The organism is Floridaenema aerugineum BLCC-F46 (assembly GCF_041929345.1).
Lineage (GTDB): Bacteria > Cyanobacteriota > Cyanobacteriia > Cyanobacteriales > Aerosakkonemataceae > Floridanema > Floridanema aerugineum.
The window spans coordinates 26,445-46,894 of record NZ_JBHFNQ010000115.1 but is presented as its reverse complement, the minus strand read 5'-3'; the positions used below and the strand labels follow the sequence as shown (position 1 = coordinate 46,894).

Here is a 20,450-nt window from a genome sequence, read left to right as displayed (position 1 = left end):
CACCACTAAATAAACTTATAGAATATGTGCAGAACCAAGAGAATCCAGAATAAATCGTTGCTACGCATTTTTATGTTGGTTTCGCTAACCCTACCTAAACTTCGTTATAGGTAGGGACTGCGCTCAACATTTTTGTTCAATTCTCCCTACCTCCGCACTCCCGAACCCACTTCTTCCCTGTTGCCTTCTGTGAGCAAAAAATCCCGTTTTAGACCGATCGCCGCCATAGCTATGGCTGTTGGATGAAAGAATCATTTTCACCAACTGTGGATGATTTTGGTTCGGCTTTTTTTGCCGCATTGGTTTGGTCGTTATTCGTTTGGTCGTTTGAACCATTGATAGTTGTTAATAAAGCGGCTTTGGTGCTGCTGTCTACAATTCCGTTAGGTGTGAGTTTGGCTTGTTTTTGGAATTTAATTACAGCTTCTTTAGTTAAGGGGCCAAAGTTGCCTGTGTTATTGCCTGTGTAATAGCCTAAAGCTTGGAGACGTTGTTGTAGGGCTTTGACTTCCTGACCGCGATCGCCTATTTTTAGACTAGCTTGAATTAAAGTTCTGTTATTACTTGCAGGTTTGTCCGAATTATTAGTTAGGGAGCCATTAGTAAAAGGCGAATTATTAAAGGTGGGATCTAGTGCTTGAGTAGTACCGCCTCCTTTAGTCAAAGCTGACCAAGTATTACGTCCGACAACACCATCAACCATTAAGCGACTGGTGCGTTGAAATTGCCTAACTGCTACAGCAGTTTCTAGATCGAACTTCCCATTAATCGCACCCCTGTAAGCACCTGCATCAGTTAAAAGTTGTTGTAAGCTTTTGACATCTGAGCCTTTAGCACCCCGGCGTAAATTTGGTTGTTTGCTAGGGTCGATCGCTGTTTGGGCGGTTTTTTCTGTTTGCGGTTCGGGAGTGGTTGGCGCTACTTCCGCAGTGGTTGACGCTGCGGTTGTATTTTCCTGAAGTTTCTGTTCTAAGGCAGTGAGAGTTGTGGTTTCGACGATCCCATCTGCCGTTATGCCTTCATCTTGCTGGAAGCGAATCACAGCCTTTTTGGTCAATGGGCCAAAGTGTCCGGTGGGACTGCCATTGAAGTAACCTAATTTTTGTAATTTTGTCTGAAGTTCTGCTACTTCTGTGCCTCTGCTACCTTGGGTCATTTGAGCCATTGCCTTGGTAGCAATTCCGACAGTGCTAATTGTAAGTACCAAGCTAAGTAAATGAATCCAGGCTCTTTTGCCGAAATTTCTCCAGTTTACTCTTTGGAAAATTTTGACCTCTTCTAAATTAGCACTAAAGTCTGCATCCTCGTTTTCCTCGTAGGAACTTGCCTGATGTATGTAAATAAGGTTTTCCATAATTTCCCAGTCCAACTTTCGACAACGCTTGCTACTCCCAGAAAGAAGTAGGCTATCAAAATTTTAATTTACAGTTATTTTCTATTCAATAACTCAATCAATAAATAATGTGACATATTAATGTGTCATATCTAACTAAAGGTTCGGAAAATATAGCTAATTTAGTAAGTTTTCCTCAGATGGTTGTTAAATCAGGAAATTTATAGACTTTTCTGGTAAATTCTCCATCAATTTCCTCACTAGGGGGGATGAAGCGGAAAAAGTCAGGAGTCAAGAAGAGTTGAGCTCTTGACTCCTGATGTTCAGAGGTTAGTTAGATGGGGAATTAGGCCGATCGCTTTTCTGAGGCTTGTGAGTAACTTGAGAGTTATCATGAGGCTTAGATCCATTACCATTACCATTGCCGTTACCATTACCATTAGACCCATTATGCCCGTCTAAATTTTCGCCGTGACGGTAATAGACTAAAGTCTGAGCTTTTGGTGTTGGAGTTGGTTTTTTGGCTGGGGTTACAGTTGGTTTGTGAGTGCCTTTACGGAAGAGGTCTTCGATATTTTTCACCACAATAAATAGTACAGGTACGATTAACAAACTCAAAAATGTGGCAATGCACATTCCGCCAATCACAGCCGTACCCAAAGACTGACGTGCGGCTGCACCTGCGCCTGTGGCGATCGCCAAAGGAAAGATCCCGATAATAGTAGAAAAAGCGGTCATTAAAATCGGGCGTAAGCGTTCCTCAGAAGCTTGAATTGCTGCTTTAACAGTTGGCACACCTCTTTCTTTTAATTGGTTGGCAAATTCCACAATTAGAATCGAGTTTTTACTTGCCATCCCAATCAACATTACTAAACCAATTTGAGTGTAAACATCATTGGCAAATCCTCTGAAGTACACTGCTAACAGCGCCCCCAAAATTGCTAAAGGCACACTCAACATAATAATCAATGGATCGACGTAATTTTCGTATTGTGCGGCTAACACTAAAAACACCAAAATAAACGCGAATCCAAAGACAATAATTGATTGTCCTCCCGATTGAATTTCTTCTAAAGTTAACCCAGACCATTCATAGCCAAAACCTCTAGGTAAGACTTGTTTAGCTACGGTTTCCATAGCTTCAATTGCTTGTCCCGAACTGACTCCTGGTGCGCCGGAACCGTTGATTTCAACAGACCTGAATAAGTTGTAATGCGAGATAACTGATGGCGCTGTGGTTTGAGAAACTTTGACTAAGTTACTCAGCGGAACCATTTGGTTTGTTGCCGATCGCACATACAATTTATTGATGTCTTCTGGATTAGAACGGAACTGGGTATCAGCTTGAACATAGACTCGATAACTGCGGTTAAACTGATTGAAATCATTTACATATTGTGAGCCTAAGAAAATCTGTAAAGTACTGAAGATGTCTTCTAAAGAAACTTGGAGAGCGTTGGCTTGGTTGCGATCGACTTCCACTGTTAATTGTGGTGTATTACCATTAAAATTAGGTCGCAAACCGACTAATACTGGCGGTGCTGGGTTATTCGGAGTACCAGGATAAGTGCTAGCTCTACCCATGAATTGACCTAACACTTCTTCCATAACTCTAAAACCAAGATTGTTGCGGTCTTGGAGTTGGAATTCAAAGCCACCAAAGCTACCTAAACCTTGAATTGCAGGTGGGGCAAATGGAATAACTGTTGCTTCTTTAATCGAGAGCAATTGGGGGAAAAGGCTACCAATTATTGCCTTGGAAGATTGGTCAGGTCTTTTTCGTTCGTCCCAAGGTTTTAAAGTAGTAAAAATCAAGCCATTATTGGGAGTTGAACCACTAAAGCTAAAGCCACCAACGGCAAAAATATTTACTACATCAGGCTGGCTTCTTAGAATAGCTTCGGCTTTTTCTAAGACTTTTTCAGTGTAGTTTAAAGAAGCTCCTTCGGGGCCTTGAACAATAGTAATAAATACCCCTTGGTCTTCTTCGGGTAAAAATCCTCCTGGTACTGCTGTAAACAACCAATAAGTTGCAGCTAAAGCGCCAACAAATAGAATCAGGACAAGGTATCTCAGTTTGGTGACAATGCCCAAAATCCAAGCATAGACTTTTCTGGTTTCATCAATAACCCAGTTAATTGGGCGGAAAATCCAGTTATTTTGTGCTGAGGATTTTTTGAGTAACAAAGCTGAGAGAGTTGGCGTAAGTGTAATGGCGTTAAAGGTAGAAATTGTGATGGAAAAAGCAATTGTCAAAGCGAATTGTTTGTATAATTGTCCGGTGGTACCGGGGAAGAATGCGACTGGGACAAATAAGGCGATTAATACTAGAGAAGTGGCGATTACTGCTCCTAGTAAATCGTTCATGGAATCGATCGCAGCTTTGAGTGGATTTTCTCCTTCTTCTTGCACTCTGCGAGTGACATCTTCGACAATAACGATCGCATCATCCACCACTAACCCTGATGCCAAAGTCAAACCAAACAAAGTCAGGGTATTAATGTTAAATCCCAGCAATTTAACAAAGATAAAAGTTCCAATCAAAGCTACAGGAATTGCGATCGTGGGAATTAAAGTCGCTCGCCAATTCTGTAAAAACAGGAAGATAATTAAGATTACCAACCCCACCGCCATGAGTAAGGAAGTTATAACTTCTCTTGCTCCAGCTTCAATAAATAAAGTTGTGTCGTAAGCAACTTGATATTTAATCCCAGGTGGAAAAGATGGCGCTAATTCTGCCATAGTTTGTTTGACAGATTGCGCTACATTTAAAGCATTACTACCTGTTAATTGACTAATTCCTAAACCAATCCCTCTGCGTCCGTCAAATCGTAAAAGGGAACCATAATTTTCAGCACCTAATTCGGCTCTACCAACATCTTTTAATTTAATTAAACTGCCATCTTCACCAGTTCTAATTACCAACTCGGCAAATTCATTAGTATCTTGTAATCTTCCCTTCGCTTCCACCGCAAGTTGATATTGTTGATTTGGTGGTGCAGGTTGTTGTCCAATTTGTCCTGCACCTACTTGCAAATTTTGCCGACGCAGTGCATTTACAACATCTTGTGGTGTGAGATTGCGACTTGCTAAACGATTCGGATCTAACCACAAACGCATTGCATAAGTACGTTCACCAAATATTTGGACATTAGCAACACCTTTGATTCTTTTTAAAGCGTCGGTAATGTAAAGATCGGCATAGTTACTCAGATATAAGTCGTCGTATCGGTTATTTTCGGCATAAATTCCGATCGCTAATAAAAAACCGCTAGATTGTTTATTTACCCTAACTCCTGTTTGTTGTACTGGCCCTGGTAATCTTGATAAAGCAGAAGAAACTCGGTTTTGGACATCTACCGCTGCTAGGTCTTGATCCCGTTCTAGTTCAAAGGTCAAAGAAATACTACTAGTACCATCATTAGCACTAGTAGATTTCATGTATTTTACCCCTTCAATGCCGTTCAATTCTCTTTCTAAAATATTGGTGACAGTAGACTCAACAACTGAGGCATTAGCACCAATATAATTTGATTGAACTGTTACTTGAGGCGGCGCAATCTCTGGATATTGAGCGACAGGTAATAAGAAGATACAAGCTGCTCCAACCATAGTAATAACGATCGAGCAAACTGTGGAAAATACAGGTCGCCTGATGAAAAAGTCAGATATAGAAAAAATCATGCAGTTTAATCAGGGTTTTTGTCATTGGTTATTAGTCATTGGTCATTGGTCATTGGTCATCGATTATGAATTAAACTCACTAATGACTAATAACTAATGACTAATGACTAGTTTGATGGTGGAGTATTACCTTGTCCCCCTGGCGCACCTGCTCCGGGTGCTTGGGATTCAGGCATAATGGGAGCGCCGTCTCGCAGTTGCAAAATTCCGGCGACGACTATTTGTTGTCCTGGTTGCAAGCCTTTGAGGATTTCTTGTTGATTACCTGTAATTTTGCCTAGTTCGACTGGTACTTGACGAGCAATCATACCTGGTTTGTCAGAGTTGGGTGCTGTTTCGACGACAAACACGAAGTTTTTTCCTGCCATCCGGGAAATTGCGGTAACTGGTACAACTACTCCGGGACGAGTTTCCCAGATTATTTTCGCTTGCACAAATTGATCGGTTCGCAGAGTGCCATTGGAGTTGTCGAAGCTGGCTTTAACGAGGACTGATTGGGTTTGGGGGTTAATATTGGGTGCAATGAAGGATATTTGTCCTGTTTGCACGGGTTTGCCTTGATTATCTATCAGTTGTACAGGCATTCCCATTCGCAGTCTGGTGGCTAGTTCTACGGGAACGTTGATTTGGGTTAGTAGGGTGTTGTTGTCTGCGATCGTATAAAGTTCAGTAGAAGAACTGACAAAATCACCAACTTTTACGGGAATATCCCCAATTACACCCGCAAAAGGAGCATTAATACTGTAGTAATTCAGCCTGACTCGTTCTTCAGTCGCTCCGGCTGCTTGTTGTTGAATTATCCTTTCTTGTCTGGTAATGTTGGCTTCGGCTCTAGCAATGGCAGCTTCTTGAGCACGAATTTCCGCTTCCACTTGTGCTAATTGTGCTTGTGCTCTTTGCAACTCCAGTCTTCTTTGATCTAGCGCTTGTCTAGTGACTGCGCCTTGACTTTGCAGTTGGGAAAATCTGCGGAATTCTTCCTGTTGGAATGCCAAATTAGACAAAGAGGATTGTCTTTGTGCTTGTCGAGAAATCAGGTTTTGTTTCGCATTGGCAACATCTGCTTGTGCTAATTTCATCTCAGAGCGTGCTGATTCTACTGCTGCAAGCTGACTTTGCAAAGATGCTCTTTGTTCGGCTGGGTTAATTTGGATGATCGGTGCGCCTGCTCTGACGCGATCGCCAGATCTAACAAATATATTAGTAATTTGACCGGAAACTTGCGGTCTTGGTCTGACAGATTGCCGAGATTCCAATCTCGCCACATATTCCGAACTATCTTCAATCGTTGTCGGTTGCGCTTCTCCCATCCTCACTGGCATTGCCATTGGCCCACCTGGCCCACCTGGCCCACCTGGCCTACCTGGGCCTGCTTGTTGTTGCCCACTTGGTTGGAAAAATCGATTGTATGCGTACCATCCACCACCACCAACTAACAACAGCATGAACAGTATTGCTAAGATCCGCAGAAATTTTTTGCTGGGTTTAGAGGCAGAGGTATCGAGGGTGGAAATATCTTCTTCTTGGTAATTTTCTATGTATGGTTCGCGATCGTCTTTTTTTTCTACTGGCAGCACTTTTATATTTGGCAACTGTTCACTACTGCTGCGTTGTTCGGTATTTTCGGTATTCATCTGCCCCTCTAACTAATTGACTAGATACCGCTAGCAAATTTTAGTAATATTATTAGTTACTTTACCACAGTCAAAAGAGTGATTTTTTGACTTAATGCTCAGAATCCTTGGGAAAATTTAATTTTAACATAGTGGTCAATTGTTACGTTTAAAATCGATCGCTAGCTCGATTAGTAACCATCAATAGTGAGGATCTAGGGATTAACAATATTGTGCCATTTTAGTCTAAAATTTTTCTTTTTAGCTAAAAAAATAAATGATATTTATCTTGATAAGAATTCTATAATTTGGACTTGACAATCTAAAATAAATGAAAATCTGAGAATTTTTAACTTTAAATTAATTGTCTAATTTTTGTTTTAACCTTAAAACTTTTCAATTTCCCCCAAATACAGCCAAGTTATAGTACTTCCAAGGTACAGCTACCCTGTCAAATCCCGAGGTTTTCAGCATTTGCAGCTGTGCTTCCAAAGTTGCCAACCGATCGGGGCTAGAATATCCGTAAGGGACGCTTTTACCAACTTGAGAGCGAATTTCTGTTAAAGTACTTCCTTGTTCGATCGCCCATTCTTCCCTAGCAGTTTGGTAAACTGTTTTCATTAATTCCGATTCTGGTAAAATTGGGTCTGCATTCCAAAAAACGCCCCCCGGATTAAGACTGTGGCGAATTTGTTGAAATAGTTTTAGTTTCATTTCATCGGTAAGATGATGGATTGCTAAAGATGAAACACAGGCATCAAAATTATTACCAATATTAGCAGTTTGGGAGTTATTTGCCCATTCTCCAAAATCTGCTTCTTTAGCAATCCATCTTTGTTGATAACCAGCTACCCGAATTTTTTCTTGTGCATATTGCAGCATTCGTGGTGAGTAATCGACCGCTATAATTTGAACAGTAGGAAAGCGATTAAGTAATTTTAAACTTAATTCGCCTGTCCCACAGCCTAGTTCTAAAATGCGATCGACATTTGCGGGAATACACTTGACTAAAACATCAAGCATTTCGTCATATTTTCGCAGTAGTTGCCGAATTAATTGATCGAAATCAGCCGGATTCGGAAAAACCTCCCCTGGAAAAACTTCGTTATCTCTGGTAAATGCTGAATTTTCACTCATAAGTTTATGCCGATATTTGTTAATTTAGCATAGCATAATTTATTGCTGTACTAAAATTAATGAGTGACCACTTCGCTATTTGGTTGTGAAGAAAAGCATTTAAACAACTTGAAGGGCAACCAATTCAGAAATCGATGAACTTTTATCGGCGGATTTTTTGATTGTTGTTGCTCACAAAATTGTTCGTAATTAGACTGAGATGGCAAAGATTTTTCGTATTCAAAAGCCATGTGGATATAAGCTAAAGATTCCATAATTGAGCATCCTTTATTTTTCAGTATTTGATTTTAGTAAAGCTGGAAATTAACGGGAATTTAATTGTTGAGTAACCAGTAAATTGATTGTCTAGGTAAAGTCTCTGAGAAAAGAACTTTCTGGTAGCTTGACAAAGGCTAGGCAGTAGACGGTTAGAGAACTGGTTAACTTATGGCGATCGGTAAATGCTAGAATTTATAATCCACAATTCGGCAACAGAGAGATCTGATCCGGTTTTTTTGGCAAATTTCTCAGACAGTTGTGGATTTAAGAGGAATTTTTCCCTAAACTTGACCTACAGCCAGAAAAGCTTGATGATATCCTTGCAGATTTTCTGTTGAGACAATAGATGCTAGAAACCCGACGTTTGACTGCTACCTTAGCTGTAACTCTGCTGACTGCGGCGGCTGGATGTTCCTCTAATATTTCTCCTCCAGCTGTATCTAATACTCCTGCACCACAAGTCAACTCATTAAAAGATGCCACAACGGAACCAGCTATTTCAGTTACCAAATTAACTCTAGCTGCTATTAATCCCAATCCCGTAGAACAACTGAAAATAAATCAATATCTCGGTGGTTTGGCAGCTAAAGGTTTTACCAAAAAAACCCAAGGAGTATGGGTACAATCAAGTGATAGTTTGTTAGCAAATCACCAAGGTACAACACCTTTACCCGCTGCTTCAATTACTAAGGTAGCGACAAGTTTGGTAGCGCTTTCTACCTTTAGTCCAAATCATCGATTTCTGACTACAATTAGCACAACTGGCCCGATTAAGAATGGTACCCTAGAGGGTGATTTAGTCATTCAAGGAAACCTTGATCCTTTCTTTGTTTGGGAAGAAGCATTTGCTTTAGGTAATCGTTTAAATGAATTAGGTATCAAGCGAGTTAAGGGAAACTTGCTCATCAATGGCAAGTTTTACATGAATTATGAATATGACCCTTTAAAATCAGGAAATCTGTTAAAAGTAGGGATGAATTCCCGACTTTGGACACCCCAAGCGTTAACCCAGTATCAAACTTTGCCTCCTGGTACTCCTCGACCACAAGTAGTAATTGATGGTGCAGTCAAAGTAGTTCCGGCACTGCCGAGTAATGCTCAACTTTTAGTGCGTCATTATTCTCCGACTCTTGCCGATTTGCTCAAAAAAATGAATCGTTACAGTAATAATAAAATGGCGGAAATGATTGCTGATTCTGTTGGTGGTGCTCAACAAGTGGCGCGAAAAGCTGCTACACTTGCTGGGGTTCCTGAAGCAGAAATTCAATTAGTTAATGGTTCTGGTTTGAGTGAATTAAACAGGATTTCTCCCCGTGCAGCCGTAGCTTTGTTTTTGGCGATCGATCGCTATTTGAAACCATTAAATATGACTATTGGGGATGTGCTTACAGTAGTAGGACAAGATCAAGGGATTTTGGATGAACGCAAAATTCCTCAAATGTCAGTGGTGAAATCAGGTACTTTAAATACTGTTAGTGCTTTGGCGGGTGCTTTACCCACAAAAGATAAGGGAATTGTTTGGTTTGCGATTATGAATGGCGGAAATAATTTAACAGGTTTTCGCACTCAACAAGAGTTACTTTTGAACAATTTAGTTAATCAATGGGGAGTAGTTGATTCTCTACCTTCTGAGTTAACACCAACCCAAAAACCTGAAGATCAAATGTCTCGAAATGAAGTTGTAAAGTAAGGTACGTTGTTGCGCTTCAGCGCTAGCGTTTAGCGCTAAAGCGCAACAACATACCTTCTAAATCATAAATCCCATTTCGTTTAATCCTTGGCGAAGTCTTGCTGCTTCACTGGGATTATTTATTTCGTGAAGTTCGATCGCTCTTTTAAAAGCTACCAAACTCTCGGAAACATTACCCACTTTCAGGAAAACAACTCCTAAATTTTGGTAAGCATCGGCATAATTAGGATTTAGTTTAATTGCTTGTTGGTAAAGTGCGATCGCATCTGCAAATCTCCCCTTATGCTTTAACAACATTCCCAAATTATAATAACCAACGGAAAAGTTTGGGTCAATTATCATTGCTGCTGCGTAAGCTTCCTGCGCTGCTTCTAGTTGATTCCTTGCTTTAAGAACATTCCCTAAATTAATGAAAGCACCTAACTTTAATTGTGGTAAAATATCCAATTGGGTAGCAGTTTGATAATGCGACTCTGCTAAATCCAATTGTTGTAAAGACTCGTAAGCAATACCCAAATGATAGTGTAATTCGTAAAGTACACCTGCATCTATGGAATTAGCACTTAAACCACGTTGTAAAAGTTCTATACCCTTTGCTTTTTCACCGATTTCTAAATATAATGCTCCTAACTTATTGCAAACATAAGGATCATTGGGATGCTGGTTTAAATAACTCTCCATTGTGGTTTTTGCGGTTTGGAATTTGTTGCGGGATGCGATCGCCCCCGGTGCATACCCATAATGTAAAATAGCCACATCTGATAAACTAGCAATTTGCCATTGCGGTTCCTTCTGCAACAGCAAACTTACACTATCATCAATCATCGCATGATAAGGACGGGAAAAATACACCTCTGGATGCTTGCGAAATAACCGAGAAACTAAAGAATAAGGTGTTTGTTTTGCGCCTATTTCTTCTCTTACCAAATTCACAACTAAAAGGTTAGGTTGCTGAATTACTTGTTTTAACGGTGGAATAATTTCTGGTTTTAAAACTTCATCTGCATCCAAAACTAAAACCCAGTCACCTTGCACATATTTTAAAGCTTCATTTCGCGCCGCCGAAAAGTCATTACACCATTGAAAATGATAAACTTTTGCGCCAAATTCTTGAGCGATTTCGGGTGTTTTATCTGTGGAACCTGTATCTAAAACTATGATTTCATCAACTACCGTTTGGACACTTTTAAGACAGTTTGGTAGGGATTGTGATTCATTTTTGGCGATCGTGCAAAGGCTAAGTTTCATATTTCACTGAGAAGTTTTTCATTTGTTAATTTCACTTTCATATTTCGGTATACCATATAAATAATGATCGTGTTCCCTAGCCCAGTCTGATGGTGCTTCAACTGTTCCGGCAAATTTTTCTAGCACATCCCAAGCATCACTTTTTTCGAGAGTAGCAACTTCTGGCTCAATGGTAATAACATAGCGCTTGTTAGGTTCTAAGTTTATTGGTGTATCTGGATGGAGAAGATGACCATCAAATACAACTGTTAATGTTTGGCTCATTGTTAGATTTTGGATAATGAACTGATAAAAATTATTGTAATACTATTAGGTAGCGATCGCACTTCCGAAAAGCGATCGCATACTTCCCCAAAAGAGCGATACGCACTACGCGCACACTTCGTGAACGCCCACCCCAAATCCTCAACAATCAGTGTCTTTCTTTCTGGTTTTTTCGTCAATAATTCGCTTAAATAATTCAAATTGTTCTTGTTCTTCTTCCTTGGTTTTTGGCGGGTGGAATACGATCGTTTCTGAATCTGGTTTACGGCGACTAAACAACACGCGCAAAGCCTCAAGATCGTCATCGCCGCCGCGATGTGCAAGTGCATAAGCTTTCAATTCAGCATTAGTCATTGCTTCAAAGTTCGGTTTCATAGAAAATACCAAAGTCCACTGGGAGGTACAATTATTTGTAATTCGTCGCCTGCCAAAATATAAACATCTCCTGTCTGATAATCGAAACGGAATAGTTCAATATTTCTATAACCGTTAGATAACCACTGACAGACTCGCAGACAGGCTTGAGCTTGTTCATTCGTTGGGTTAATAGTTTTTTCCTCAATTCTGACACAGAGATTAAAATAAGTAGGTGTAAATAAATAAAGTGATAATAGTTATTTAAGAATGGGGCGGGCAGGATGCCCACCCCACAAGAGTTCCAGCTTTCTTGTGGGGTGGGCATCCTGCCCGCCTTTATTTTCACTTTATTTATATCTACCCACTTACTACAAATTAGGAGCGATACGCCTACGGCAGGCTACGCCAACGCATTTCCCCAAAAAATCTCAAATCTAATTACCAGAACTCTGACAAACAGTAAGTTGTTTTCTTGCTTCTTGATGGGTAACTAAATAATCTTTTAACCACACACATCCCCGTTGCAACAATTCATCTAATCCTTCCACGCGCCACCAGCGAATTTTACTAATATCAGATCCAGCAGCAGCCAAACGTTTGCCATCAGAACTAAAACTTACAGCCAAAACTTCGCCCGGATCGTAAACTTTGAAATTAGCTAATAACTGTCTGGGTGGTTTACCTGAAATAAACCATAACTTCACTGTACCATCAGCGCCAGCAGTAGCAAGGCGTTGTCCATCAGGACTAAAACTTAGACTTCTCACCTCACCTTGATGGGAATTAAACTGTTCCAACAGCTTACCGGAACGATTCCAAAGTCGAATTGTCCCATCATCTCCAGCAGTGGCAATTACCTTTCCATCGGGACTAAAACTGACGCTCCAAACTTGATTTTGGTGCGAATTAAATTGAGTTAAAGGCTCACCAAATAGGTTCCAAAAACGCACTGTACCATTATCACCTGCGGTGGCAATCACATCTCCATCCGGGCTAAAACTGACACTCCAAACTCTACCTTGATCGCTTTTAAATTCAGCTAATCGGAAGCCTTGGCGATGCCAAATTTCTACTTTACCATCGGCTCCAGCAGTGACAATTTTTTGTCTATCCGGGCTAAAACTGAGGCTTAAAACCCGACTTTGATTACTTTTGAATTGAGCCAATTGCTTACCAGTCCAATCCCACAATTTCACTTTACCATCAACTCCAGCTGTGGCAATTTGCTTGCCATCATTACTAAAACTAACGCGCCACAGTTCCTCACTTTCATTTTTAGGCATTTGTCCGCCTTGCAACACCGATCGAGATATTCCTCTTTGCCAAAATTGCCAAAGTCTGACTATTCCATCATCTCCACCACTGGCAATTTCTTTGCCATCGGGACTGAAACTTAAACTTAAAATTTGACCCTGATGAGAATAGGATTTAGCTAATTGTTTGCCGGAAAAATCCCAAATTCTCACTGTTCCATCGGCTCCACCTGTGGCTAGTTGTTTTCCATTGGAGCTAAATTTTATGCTCGTTACTTTGCCTTGATAGGAGTTGATTTGCGCTATTTGTTTGCCTTGTTGCTGCCAAAGTCGAATTGTACCGTCTTCTTCTCCAGTGGCGATGTAATCTCCTTTGGGACTAAAACTTAGGTTTCTGATTTTACTGGTGTTAGATGTTAGTTTATGCAGCAGTTTACCTGATTGATTCCAAAGTCTAACAGTGCCATCTTGTCCTACAGTTGCTAATTGCTGATTCGAGTTAAAACGGATGCTCCAAATTTGATTTTGTTCGGAGTTGAATTGATTTATTAGTTTGCCAAAATGATTCCAAATTCTAATGATACCGTCTTCTCCGGCTGAGGCGATCGCTTTTCCATCAGGACTAAAACTCACACTCCAAACTTTCCCGAAATGACTTGGCATCGAAAATAATTGTTTTCCTTGTTTGTTCCAAAGTCTAACTGTACCATCACCACCCGCTGTGGCAATCTGCTTTCCGTCTGGGCTAAAACTAACATCAAATACTTCCCCTCGATGCCCTTTCAGTTTAGCTATATTTAAACCTGTGCGCTGCCAAATTTTCACGATGCCGTCATCGTCGGCGCTGGCAATGTATTTTCCGTCGGGGCTATAACTAACGCGCCAAACTACTCCTTGATGTCCTTTAAATTGATGCCTTTGGTGAATTTTGTCGAGAATTGTTTGTAATGAATAAATCGGACTGATGGCTGGATATTCTTGTAGTAAAGCTTGATTGTTGCTCAGGGATTTTAAATCTTGTCCTGCTTGCATGGCTAACAGTAAAGATTCAATTTCTTTTTCTTCAGATTCGTATTGTCTGAGGGCGCTAATTCCTTCCCATTCTAGTTTGCTGCCTTCTCTTGCTTGTTTAATTGTTGTGCCTGCGTTTAGTACTAATGTGGCGGCAACAGCTGAAATGGCGGCTAATGCGGCTAATCCTCTTTTAATTGTTTGATTGGCTTTTTCTTGGGCTGTGGCTAAAATTTGATTGGCTTCTCTTTCTGCTTCTAGGGCTTTTTGAACTTCTTTTCGCTCTAATTCTTGACTGGCGGTGAGGAATTGATAATCGCGATCGCTCAATTTTTTCCCTGTTCCCCATTCTAAAGCATCTTGTAATGCTCTTCCCCGCAATAATCGCGATTCATCTTCACAGTCGGAAGCTACCCAAGCGTTGAGTGCTTCTGCATAAGGGCGCAAATTTACTAAGGCATTTTCTACCCAATCTTGGTTAAAAATTCTCTCGTAAATCCGATTAGCCATCACTAATTTATTTTGCTCTTTAATGACTAATCCTGTTAGTTGTAATTCCGTTTGTTCTAAACTGTGATCTACGGTAATTTCTCCTTGTTGCAATATTTGTTGATACAATCCAAGCAATCTACTGGTGTTGCGTTCACTTCTAAAAATCCGCTCGATGATTGTTCTCAGATGTTTCGGTTCGTCGTTGCTTTCCCAGTTTTCTATTATATGCGATCGCACTAACTCTTCAATCCCCAATTCTCCATCCCCATTCGCCACTAAATGACACAACTTTTGGGTGAGAAATGGTTGTCCTCCCGTCCAAGATAATATCTCTGGTAACACAGTTTCGGGATGACTAACTTTTGCCGCCAATCCTACCGCTAACGGCTGAATTTCATCTAATTGAAAGCCTCTTAAATGTATCGCTTGCCCAATATTAAACGGAGTGCGACTTTTATCTTTAATTAAATCTGATGGTGTCGCCACTCCCAAAAGGGCAAAAGTCAATCTTTTATATGCTGGTTTATCTGCGCGTTTGTTGAAGCAACTTCTAATAAAAATAAAAAAATCATCAATGGGAAAATTTAAACTTAAAACACTATCGATTTCATCAACAAAGATCACTGTATCTTGAGTTATTTCCACAAGTAACACTCGTTCGATAAACTCGCTAAATCGCTGCAAGGGAGAAAGAAACTCATGTTCGCGCCACCAACTCCGTAAATCGAATTGCTCAAATAAATTGAAACTGTTTACTAAAGAATAAACGATTCCAGCATACCACTGACTTTGATTAACATTCCAATTACCAATTTCGGAAAGATCGATCGCAGCACAAGCGATTCCTTGGGCTTCTAAACGGCGCATTGTTCGCAATTGTAAGCTAGATTTTCCCATCTGTCGGGAACTGAGCACATAACAAAATTTCCCTGATTTCAAAGATTGGTAGAAATCTTCATCTGCTTGACGCTTAACATAAGTTGGTGCATCAGGAGGAAGACTCCCACCTACTTGATATTTGTAGTTATAAGGGCAGGAAAAATCCGGGCTGTTAAAATTGATTCTCATAAAAGCACCCCATAAATATTAGAGTTAAAATTTTTACTCCTGTTTTGTTTAGATGAATTAACCTCTGGTTATCACCTAAAAATTTTCCAGGTGGTATATTATGGTTGTACTCTAACTTTTATGGGTGCGTTAATGCCCTGTGACGAATATAAAATTGTCTTAGATAGTGAGAGATGCAACATTTGAAATCAAGAAACTTCTACGTCTTGGTAAATCTTATCCCTTTGTGCCAAACTTAAAACTGTCAATGATCCTGTAGATAAAAAATCAGATTTTTGAGATATTTTAACCAGGAAAAACCTAATTTCGGCTGAGGCTTAGCTGATATTAAACCATAACTTTGAAAGTGATTAGAGAGAGAGGAACTAAGTTTACTCTAGCTCGAAATCAACATTTTTGATTTCATTCCCACGACATCTAATTAATCTTTGCCGAGGATAGGTTCTCACCGGAAGAAGAGAGCCCGCTTCGTTGCGAAAAACCCGCAACACATAATGACCTGCTGGCAAAGATGACAAATTATAACCAGGTTGATTAGAATTAATCCGAGCCATTTTCGATGAGCGATCGCTATTATTATTTGCCATCACCACAAAATCAGAGCGTTCCCGATCTAAAGCAGAACCAGATAATTTGCCAGAAATCGAGCAAGAACGTCCAGACGCTAGGTTAGATTCATCAGACAACTCATCAGCTTTAACCATATTTGTCGTACAAACAGACAATAAAAATAATGTTTGCAGCATAGCGAGTGCGCCCCAGTGCATTGAGGTCAAATTAAGAGCGGTTTTTAACCTCCGTTTTCTAATCTTTCCCGAAAATAAAGGCGATATAAATTGCAACGCGGTTTCACCTCATTACCTTGCAAATTGACTAATCCCATGCTGTGTAATTTAAAAGCCAAAATTGCTTCTAGTTTCACAGAATGAGAACTACTAACAACTTCCCTCATAGCTGTTGCTAATTCAGGATGCTGTTGTAAATTCCATAAATGACGACGTAAATGATCGGCATAAAGTCCCGATTCGGTGGGTGCCGATCTCAGCAGTTCCGCCAGAGTAGTATCTTTGCGAGCAATATGATACAGCGCAACTCGTACCAAAAAAGGATGTCCTCCCATCATTTCCATCAGTTGTTTAACTGAAGTGATATCCCAATTCAATCCATAGCGCCGCGCTAATTCCTGCACTTGTTCGCTATAAAATTCTGGTAATTCAATTGGTAATCCCACATTAAATGGAGACTGATTAATGTCGAGAGGAATATAAACTTCGGTCGAGTGTACCACTACCAAGCGCAACTTTTTCCAAATATCCCGCTTTTTAGATTCTTCATGCCAAGCCCGCAAAAGTCCAAAAAAGTCATCGGCAATTTCTGGGTGTAAGAAAACGCGATCGACCTCATCCAACCCCAACACCAGCGGTCGATCTAATTCTGGCAACAAATACTTTTCAAAGTAAGCTTTACAGTTAACCTTGCTGCCAAAAATATCATCCCAATAATCATCTAACTTATTAGGTAACTGTAACTCCAAACCCACATAAGCACAGAACCAACGTAAAAACTGTTCCAAATCTTTGAATATTGCCTTTTCTGCGAGATGAAAACTCAAAGTTACGGTTCGACATCCACGATCTCCTGCATACTGAACAATTCGCGCCATTAAAGAAGTTTTGCCCATTTGTCTGGGAGCTTTAACTCGAATCAAAGCTCCTGGTTGTAAAATCATTTCATAACAACGAGATTCGATCGGTGGTCGTTCCACATAAAAGTTAGAAGCCAAATCTACCTGTCCTTCAGGTAATTCTGGACTCGCTACTGGCAGCGGACGACCATCAGAACTTTCCCAAGCAGTTGGTAAACTAGCTTTATCTAAAATTGCAGACGAATCAATTAAGTGTTCAGTTCCAGCCATCAAATTCAGGATTTCTTGCAAAATATTTTGGGTGTCAGCTTCCGAATTCCATTCCCGTTGCGGCACAGTTTGTAAATAGCTGCGTAAGTCATAACTAATTGGGGAATTGAACGGAAAATTTACCCGAATCGCTACAATTTTCGGTTGACCATCAGGACGAGAATCCTGCATTTCTTTAGCTTGTCGTAACTCCTCAATCAACATATCGCTAAAAGCAGATTGAGGACACAATAGTAACAGCAAAAAATCCGATCGTTCTAATAGTGATTGGATGCGTTGCGGCCAATTTTTTCCAACTTTAATGCTTTCTTCCGCTGGGAATACTTCGTAACCAAGATCGGAAAGAGCAGCGGAAAATTGCCGCGCCAGAGTGTTATCTGGTTCTTGGCTACGATAGGTAATTAAGACTTTTCCCGAATGGGTAATAGATTGCGCCTGCGCCACATTCTTACCAGGCTCTACTATTCCCCGGTGTTCCAACTCCTGAATCAGAAAAATTCGCAGCCGATTCTCTTTGCCTCTGTTCAATCCGCTGATGCCAAACTTGTTATAAACTTGGCCCATGCGTTTCAGGCAAGCACCGGGAGAGGTTTGCAGTTGAGTAGCAATTTGTTCGTAGTCCAAATTTTCTGCAAACCGCAGCAAGAATACTTCCTCTTGTTCGGGAGAAAGTTCGCGACTGTGAGCCATCTGAACTAGAAATTGGCGGGAAAACATCAGGAAAGTTTTTAACGACAGGTTCAAAAGGTGGAAAGAGGCAGATTTTGAGTCGGCTAAGTTTTGCCAACTCGTTTGAGAGAAACAGGGTTTTACTTTGTAGAGGCGATCGCAAGCGTGTGCCTCTACTGAGATAAGAACACTCAGCTAGGTAGAACCTCCTGTGTCCTCGTTCCCAGGTTCAACCTGGGAACGAAGAATGGAGGCTCTGCCTCTTGCAAGATCTGAGTCTACCCTTAACCTCACAAACTTGATTCGACAATCCAGATAAATACCTCTGATTCCACCTTAGCTTAATATATCGGCTACCAATCTGAGCCGGAACAAGGTTAGGCGAAATTTACCCAGAAACCCGGTTTTTCCAAAAAACCGGGTTTCTTTCACCTCATGTAACAAATTGTAACAACCTTCTTGACGAGGCTCTTGTCAAAAGCCAGAATGTTTTCAGAGTTTTTCAGAGGATAACAGAAAAGCTCAAGCAAGCAACTCCAATAGATGACAAAGGAAAAAGTAAATGCTGAAGAATTCTTATGTAGTTGGTTTTTTAACTTTTGCCACCTTGTCTTTGTTTCCCCTAACTGCCCAAGCCACTGACCCCTGCTGCAAGGGAGTTAGTACAAGTGGTGGTGATAGTGCAGTGATTCAAACCAGTACACAGCAATCTCATACTTCGGGAAGCCACAACACTACTAACCAAATTTCCAGCCAGACAAGCAACAATGCTACTGGTCGAGTCTCTAAAGGCGATCGAGGTGTTGTCCAAGACGAACGTCAGAATTCTAATAACAGCGGGAGAGGCAACCGAGTCACTCAAGTGAATCGCCAAAACAGCAGCACCCGAAATGCTCCCGTTACTCCGGTTAAAGGACGTAAAGCTCCTTGCCCTCAACGGCGCTAATGTTCCTGACAAATTTTATCTGACGAACTGTAACCACTTTCTTGGCGAGGCGATCGCTTAGAAGACTGAATAGTTTCCCAATGTTCAGAGGATAGCAGAAAAGCTCTCGCCAGTAACTCCAATAGATAACAAAGGAAAAAGTAAAATGCTGAAGAATTCTTATGTAGTTGGTTTTTTAACTGTTGCCACCTTGTCTTTGTTTCCCTTAACTGCCCAAGCGACTGACCCCTGCTGCAAGCGAGTTAGTGCAGGTGGTGATAATGCGGTGATTCAAACCAGTACACAGCAATCTAATGTTTCGGGAAGCCACAACAGCACTAACCAAATTTCCAGCCAGACTAGTAACAATGCCACAGGTCGAGGCACAAGAGGCGATCAAGGTGTGGTTCAAGACCAATTTCAAGATGCTAATAGCAGCGGTATTGGCAACCGAGTCAATCAAGTCAATCGCCAAAACAGTAGCAACCGAAATGCTCCGGTTAGAGGACGTAATGTTTGCCAGACTCGGCGGTGCATCTAATGTTCCCGACAAATTTTATGTCTTGTCAAAAGCCAGAATGTTTTCCGAGCTTTTCAGAGGATGAAAGAAAAGCTCTCGCCAGTAACTCCAATAGATAACAAAGGAAAAAGTACAATGCTGAAGAATTCTTATGTAGTTGGTTTTTTAACTGTTGCCACCTTGTCTTTGTTCCCCTTAACTGCCCAAGCGACTGACCCCTGCTGCAAGCGAGTTAGTGCAGGTGGTGGTGATAATGCGGTGATTCAAACCAGTAGACAGCAATCTCATGTTTCGGGAAGCCACAACAGTGTTCACCAAAGTTCCAGCCAGAATAGTAACAATGCTACTGGTCGAGCCACAAGAGGCGATCAAGGTGTTGTCCAAGACCAACTTCAGGATGCTAATAGCAGCGGTATTGGCAACCGAGTCAATCAAGTCAATCGTCAAAACAGCAGCAACCGAAATGCTCCGGCTCCGGTTAAAGGACGTAGAGTTTCTTGCACTGCGCGGTGCATCTAAGATTAGAGCCTTAGCTTGAATCGGCAGGATTTCATCGGAGGAAAAAGCAAGCGAAAAGCAGGATCGTCTTGGGCTAAGGCTACTTTTTCCTCTTCATTAAATGCAGAATGCAAATTAAAGAGGTTTTTGGATGAAAAGAAGATGGGGAAAAACACTTTTGCGATCGCCTTATTCAGCTTTCTGACTCTGGAAATCTTTCCCACTGCCTCACTTGCCCAAACTGTTAGCTTCTCTAATTCTCAGCGAGCTAGGCAAGATTCTACGGTGATCGGTAACAACAACAATGTGACTCAGAATATCAACATCATCAATAATATTACACAGCCTCGGTCCGATCGCAAGTCAGACAAAAGATTCAATCCGGCGACGACGCGATCGATCCCGACCCCTCCACAGTACCAAGGAAACTCATTACCTCCACAGTACCAAGCAAACCCACAACCAACGCGATCGCTCAAGTCTCTTTAAAGCATAAGTCATTAAATCGGAGATTA

Annotated in this window: 17 protein-coding genes; 5 read left to right on the top strand and 12 right to left on the bottom strand. The window is 41.0% G+C overall.

Annotation, left to right across the window (positions count from 1 at the left end):
• Positions 1-229 precede the first annotated feature (229 nt).
• The 5 genes from ACE1CC_RS15370 to ACE1CC_RS15350 form a co-directional block, all read right to left on the bottom strand.
• Positions 230-1,354 (bottom strand): peptidoglycan-binding domain-containing protein, encoded by a 1,125-nt coding sequence (locus ACE1CC_RS15370; protein WP_413271306.1) that lies wholly within the window; start codon positions 1,352-1,354, stop codon positions 230-232.
• A gap of 309 nt (positions 1,355-1,663) precedes the next feature.
• Complete coding sequence (locus ACE1CC_RS15365; protein WP_413271305.1) at positions 1,664-5,017, bottom strand: efflux RND transporter permease subunit; 3,354 nt, start codon at positions 5,015-5,017, stop codon at positions 1,664-1,666.
• Positions 5,018-5,124: 107 nt separating this feature from the next.
• Positions 5,125-6,651, bottom strand: a complete 1,527-nt coding sequence (locus ACE1CC_RS15360; protein WP_413271304.1) for an efflux RND transporter periplasmic adaptor subunit — start codon at positions 6,649-6,651, stop codon at positions 5,125-5,127.
• Between the two features lie 375 nt (positions 6,652-7,026).
• Entirely contained in the window at positions 7,027-7,767 is a 741-nt protein-coding gene (locus ACE1CC_RS15355) for a class I SAM-dependent methyltransferase (RefSeq protein WP_413271303.1), read from the bottom strand.
• Between the two features lie 56 nt (positions 7,768-7,823).
• Positions 7,824-8,021 carry a hypothetical protein gene (locus tag ACE1CC_RS15350; RefSeq protein WP_413271302.1) on the bottom strand — a complete coding sequence of 66 codons (198 nt, stop codon included), beginning with the start codon at positions 8,019-8,021 and terminating at the stop codon, positions 7,824-7,826.
• A 350-nt stretch (positions 8,022-8,371) separates the two neighbouring features.
• Between ACE1CC_RS15350 and ACE1CC_RS15345 the strand changes: the two genes are divergently transcribed.
• Complete coding sequence (locus tag ACE1CC_RS15345) at positions 8,372-9,715, top strand: D-alanyl-D-alanine carboxypeptidase (RefSeq protein ID WP_413271301.1); 1,344 nt, start codon at positions 8,372-8,374, stop codon at positions 9,713-9,715.
• A gap of 57 nt (positions 9,716-9,772) precedes the next feature.
• Here ACE1CC_RS15345 and ACE1CC_RS15340 read toward each other — a convergent pair whose 3' ends face one another.
• From ACE1CC_RS15340 to ACE1CC_RS15310, 7 genes are all read right to left on the bottom strand, one after another.
• Positions 9,773-10,963: a glycosyltransferase gene (locus ACE1CC_RS15340; protein ID WP_413271300.1), complete on the bottom strand. Its 1,191-nt coding sequence runs from the start codon at positions 10,961-10,963 to the stop codon at positions 9,773-9,775.
• A gap of 18 nt (positions 10,964-10,981) precedes the next feature.
• Entirely contained in the window at positions 10,982-11,227 is a 246-nt protein-coding gene (locus ACE1CC_RS15335; RefSeq protein WP_413271299.1) for a hypothetical protein, read from the bottom strand.
• Between the two features lie 141 nt (positions 11,228-11,368).
• On the bottom strand, positions 11,369-11,602 hold the full coding sequence (locus ACE1CC_RS15330; RefSeq protein WP_413271298.1) for a DUF6887 family protein: 234 nt from the start codon (positions 11,600-11,602) through the stop codon (positions 11,369-11,371).
• Positions 11,599-11,775 (bottom strand): DUF6888 family protein, encoded by a 177-nt coding sequence (locus tag ACE1CC_RS15325; RefSeq protein WP_413271307.1) that lies wholly within the window; start codon positions 11,773-11,775, stop codon positions 11,599-11,601. The genes ACE1CC_RS15330 and ACE1CC_RS15325 overlap by 4 nt, the downstream gene beginning before the upstream one ends.
• 243 nt (positions 11,776-12,018) lie before the next feature.
• Positions 12,019-15,408 (bottom strand): WD40 domain-containing protein, encoded by a 3,390-nt coding sequence (locus ACE1CC_RS15320; protein ID WP_413271297.1) that lies wholly within the window; start codon positions 15,406-15,408, stop codon positions 12,019-12,021.
• A gap of 371 nt (positions 15,409-15,779) precedes the next feature.
• A complete protein-coding gene (locus tag ACE1CC_RS15315; RefSeq protein WP_413271296.1) occupies positions 15,780-16,154 on the bottom strand; it encodes a hypothetical protein in 375 nt (124 codons plus the stop codon).
• 44 nt (positions 16,155-16,198) lie between these two features.
• Complete coding sequence (locus ACE1CC_RS15310) at positions 16,199-18,013, bottom strand: AAA-like domain-containing protein (protein ID WP_413271295.1); 1,815 nt, start codon at positions 18,011-18,013, stop codon at positions 16,199-16,201.
• A 541-nt stretch (positions 18,014-18,554) separates the two neighbouring features.
• On the opposite strand from ACE1CC_RS15310, the gene ACE1CC_RS15305 reads away from it, so the two are divergent.
• The 4 genes from ACE1CC_RS15305 to ACE1CC_RS15290 all read left to right on the top strand — a co-directional run bounded on the left by ACE1CC_RS15305 (position 18,555) and on the right by ACE1CC_RS15290 (position 20,424).
• On the top strand, positions 18,555-18,938 hold the full coding sequence (locus ACE1CC_RS15305) for a hypothetical protein (protein ID WP_413271294.1): 384 nt from the start codon (positions 18,555-18,557) through the stop codon (positions 18,936-18,938).
• Between the two features lie 145 nt (positions 18,939-19,083).
• Complete coding sequence (locus ACE1CC_RS15300; protein ID WP_413271293.1) at positions 19,084-19,458, top strand: hypothetical protein; 375 nt, start codon at positions 19,084-19,086, stop codon at positions 19,456-19,458.
• Positions 19,459-19,572: 114 nt separating this feature from the next.
• Positions 19,573-19,956, top strand: coding sequence for a hypothetical protein (locus ACE1CC_RS15295; protein ID WP_413271292.1), 384 nt, complete (start codon positions 19,573-19,575; stop codon positions 19,954-19,956).
• 141 nt (positions 19,957-20,097) lie between these two features.
• Complete coding sequence (locus ACE1CC_RS15290; RefSeq protein ID WP_413271291.1) at positions 20,098-20,424, top strand: hypothetical protein; 327 nt, start codon at positions 20,098-20,100, stop codon at positions 20,422-20,424.
• The last annotated feature ends 26 nt before the right edge of the window (positions 20,425-20,450 follow it).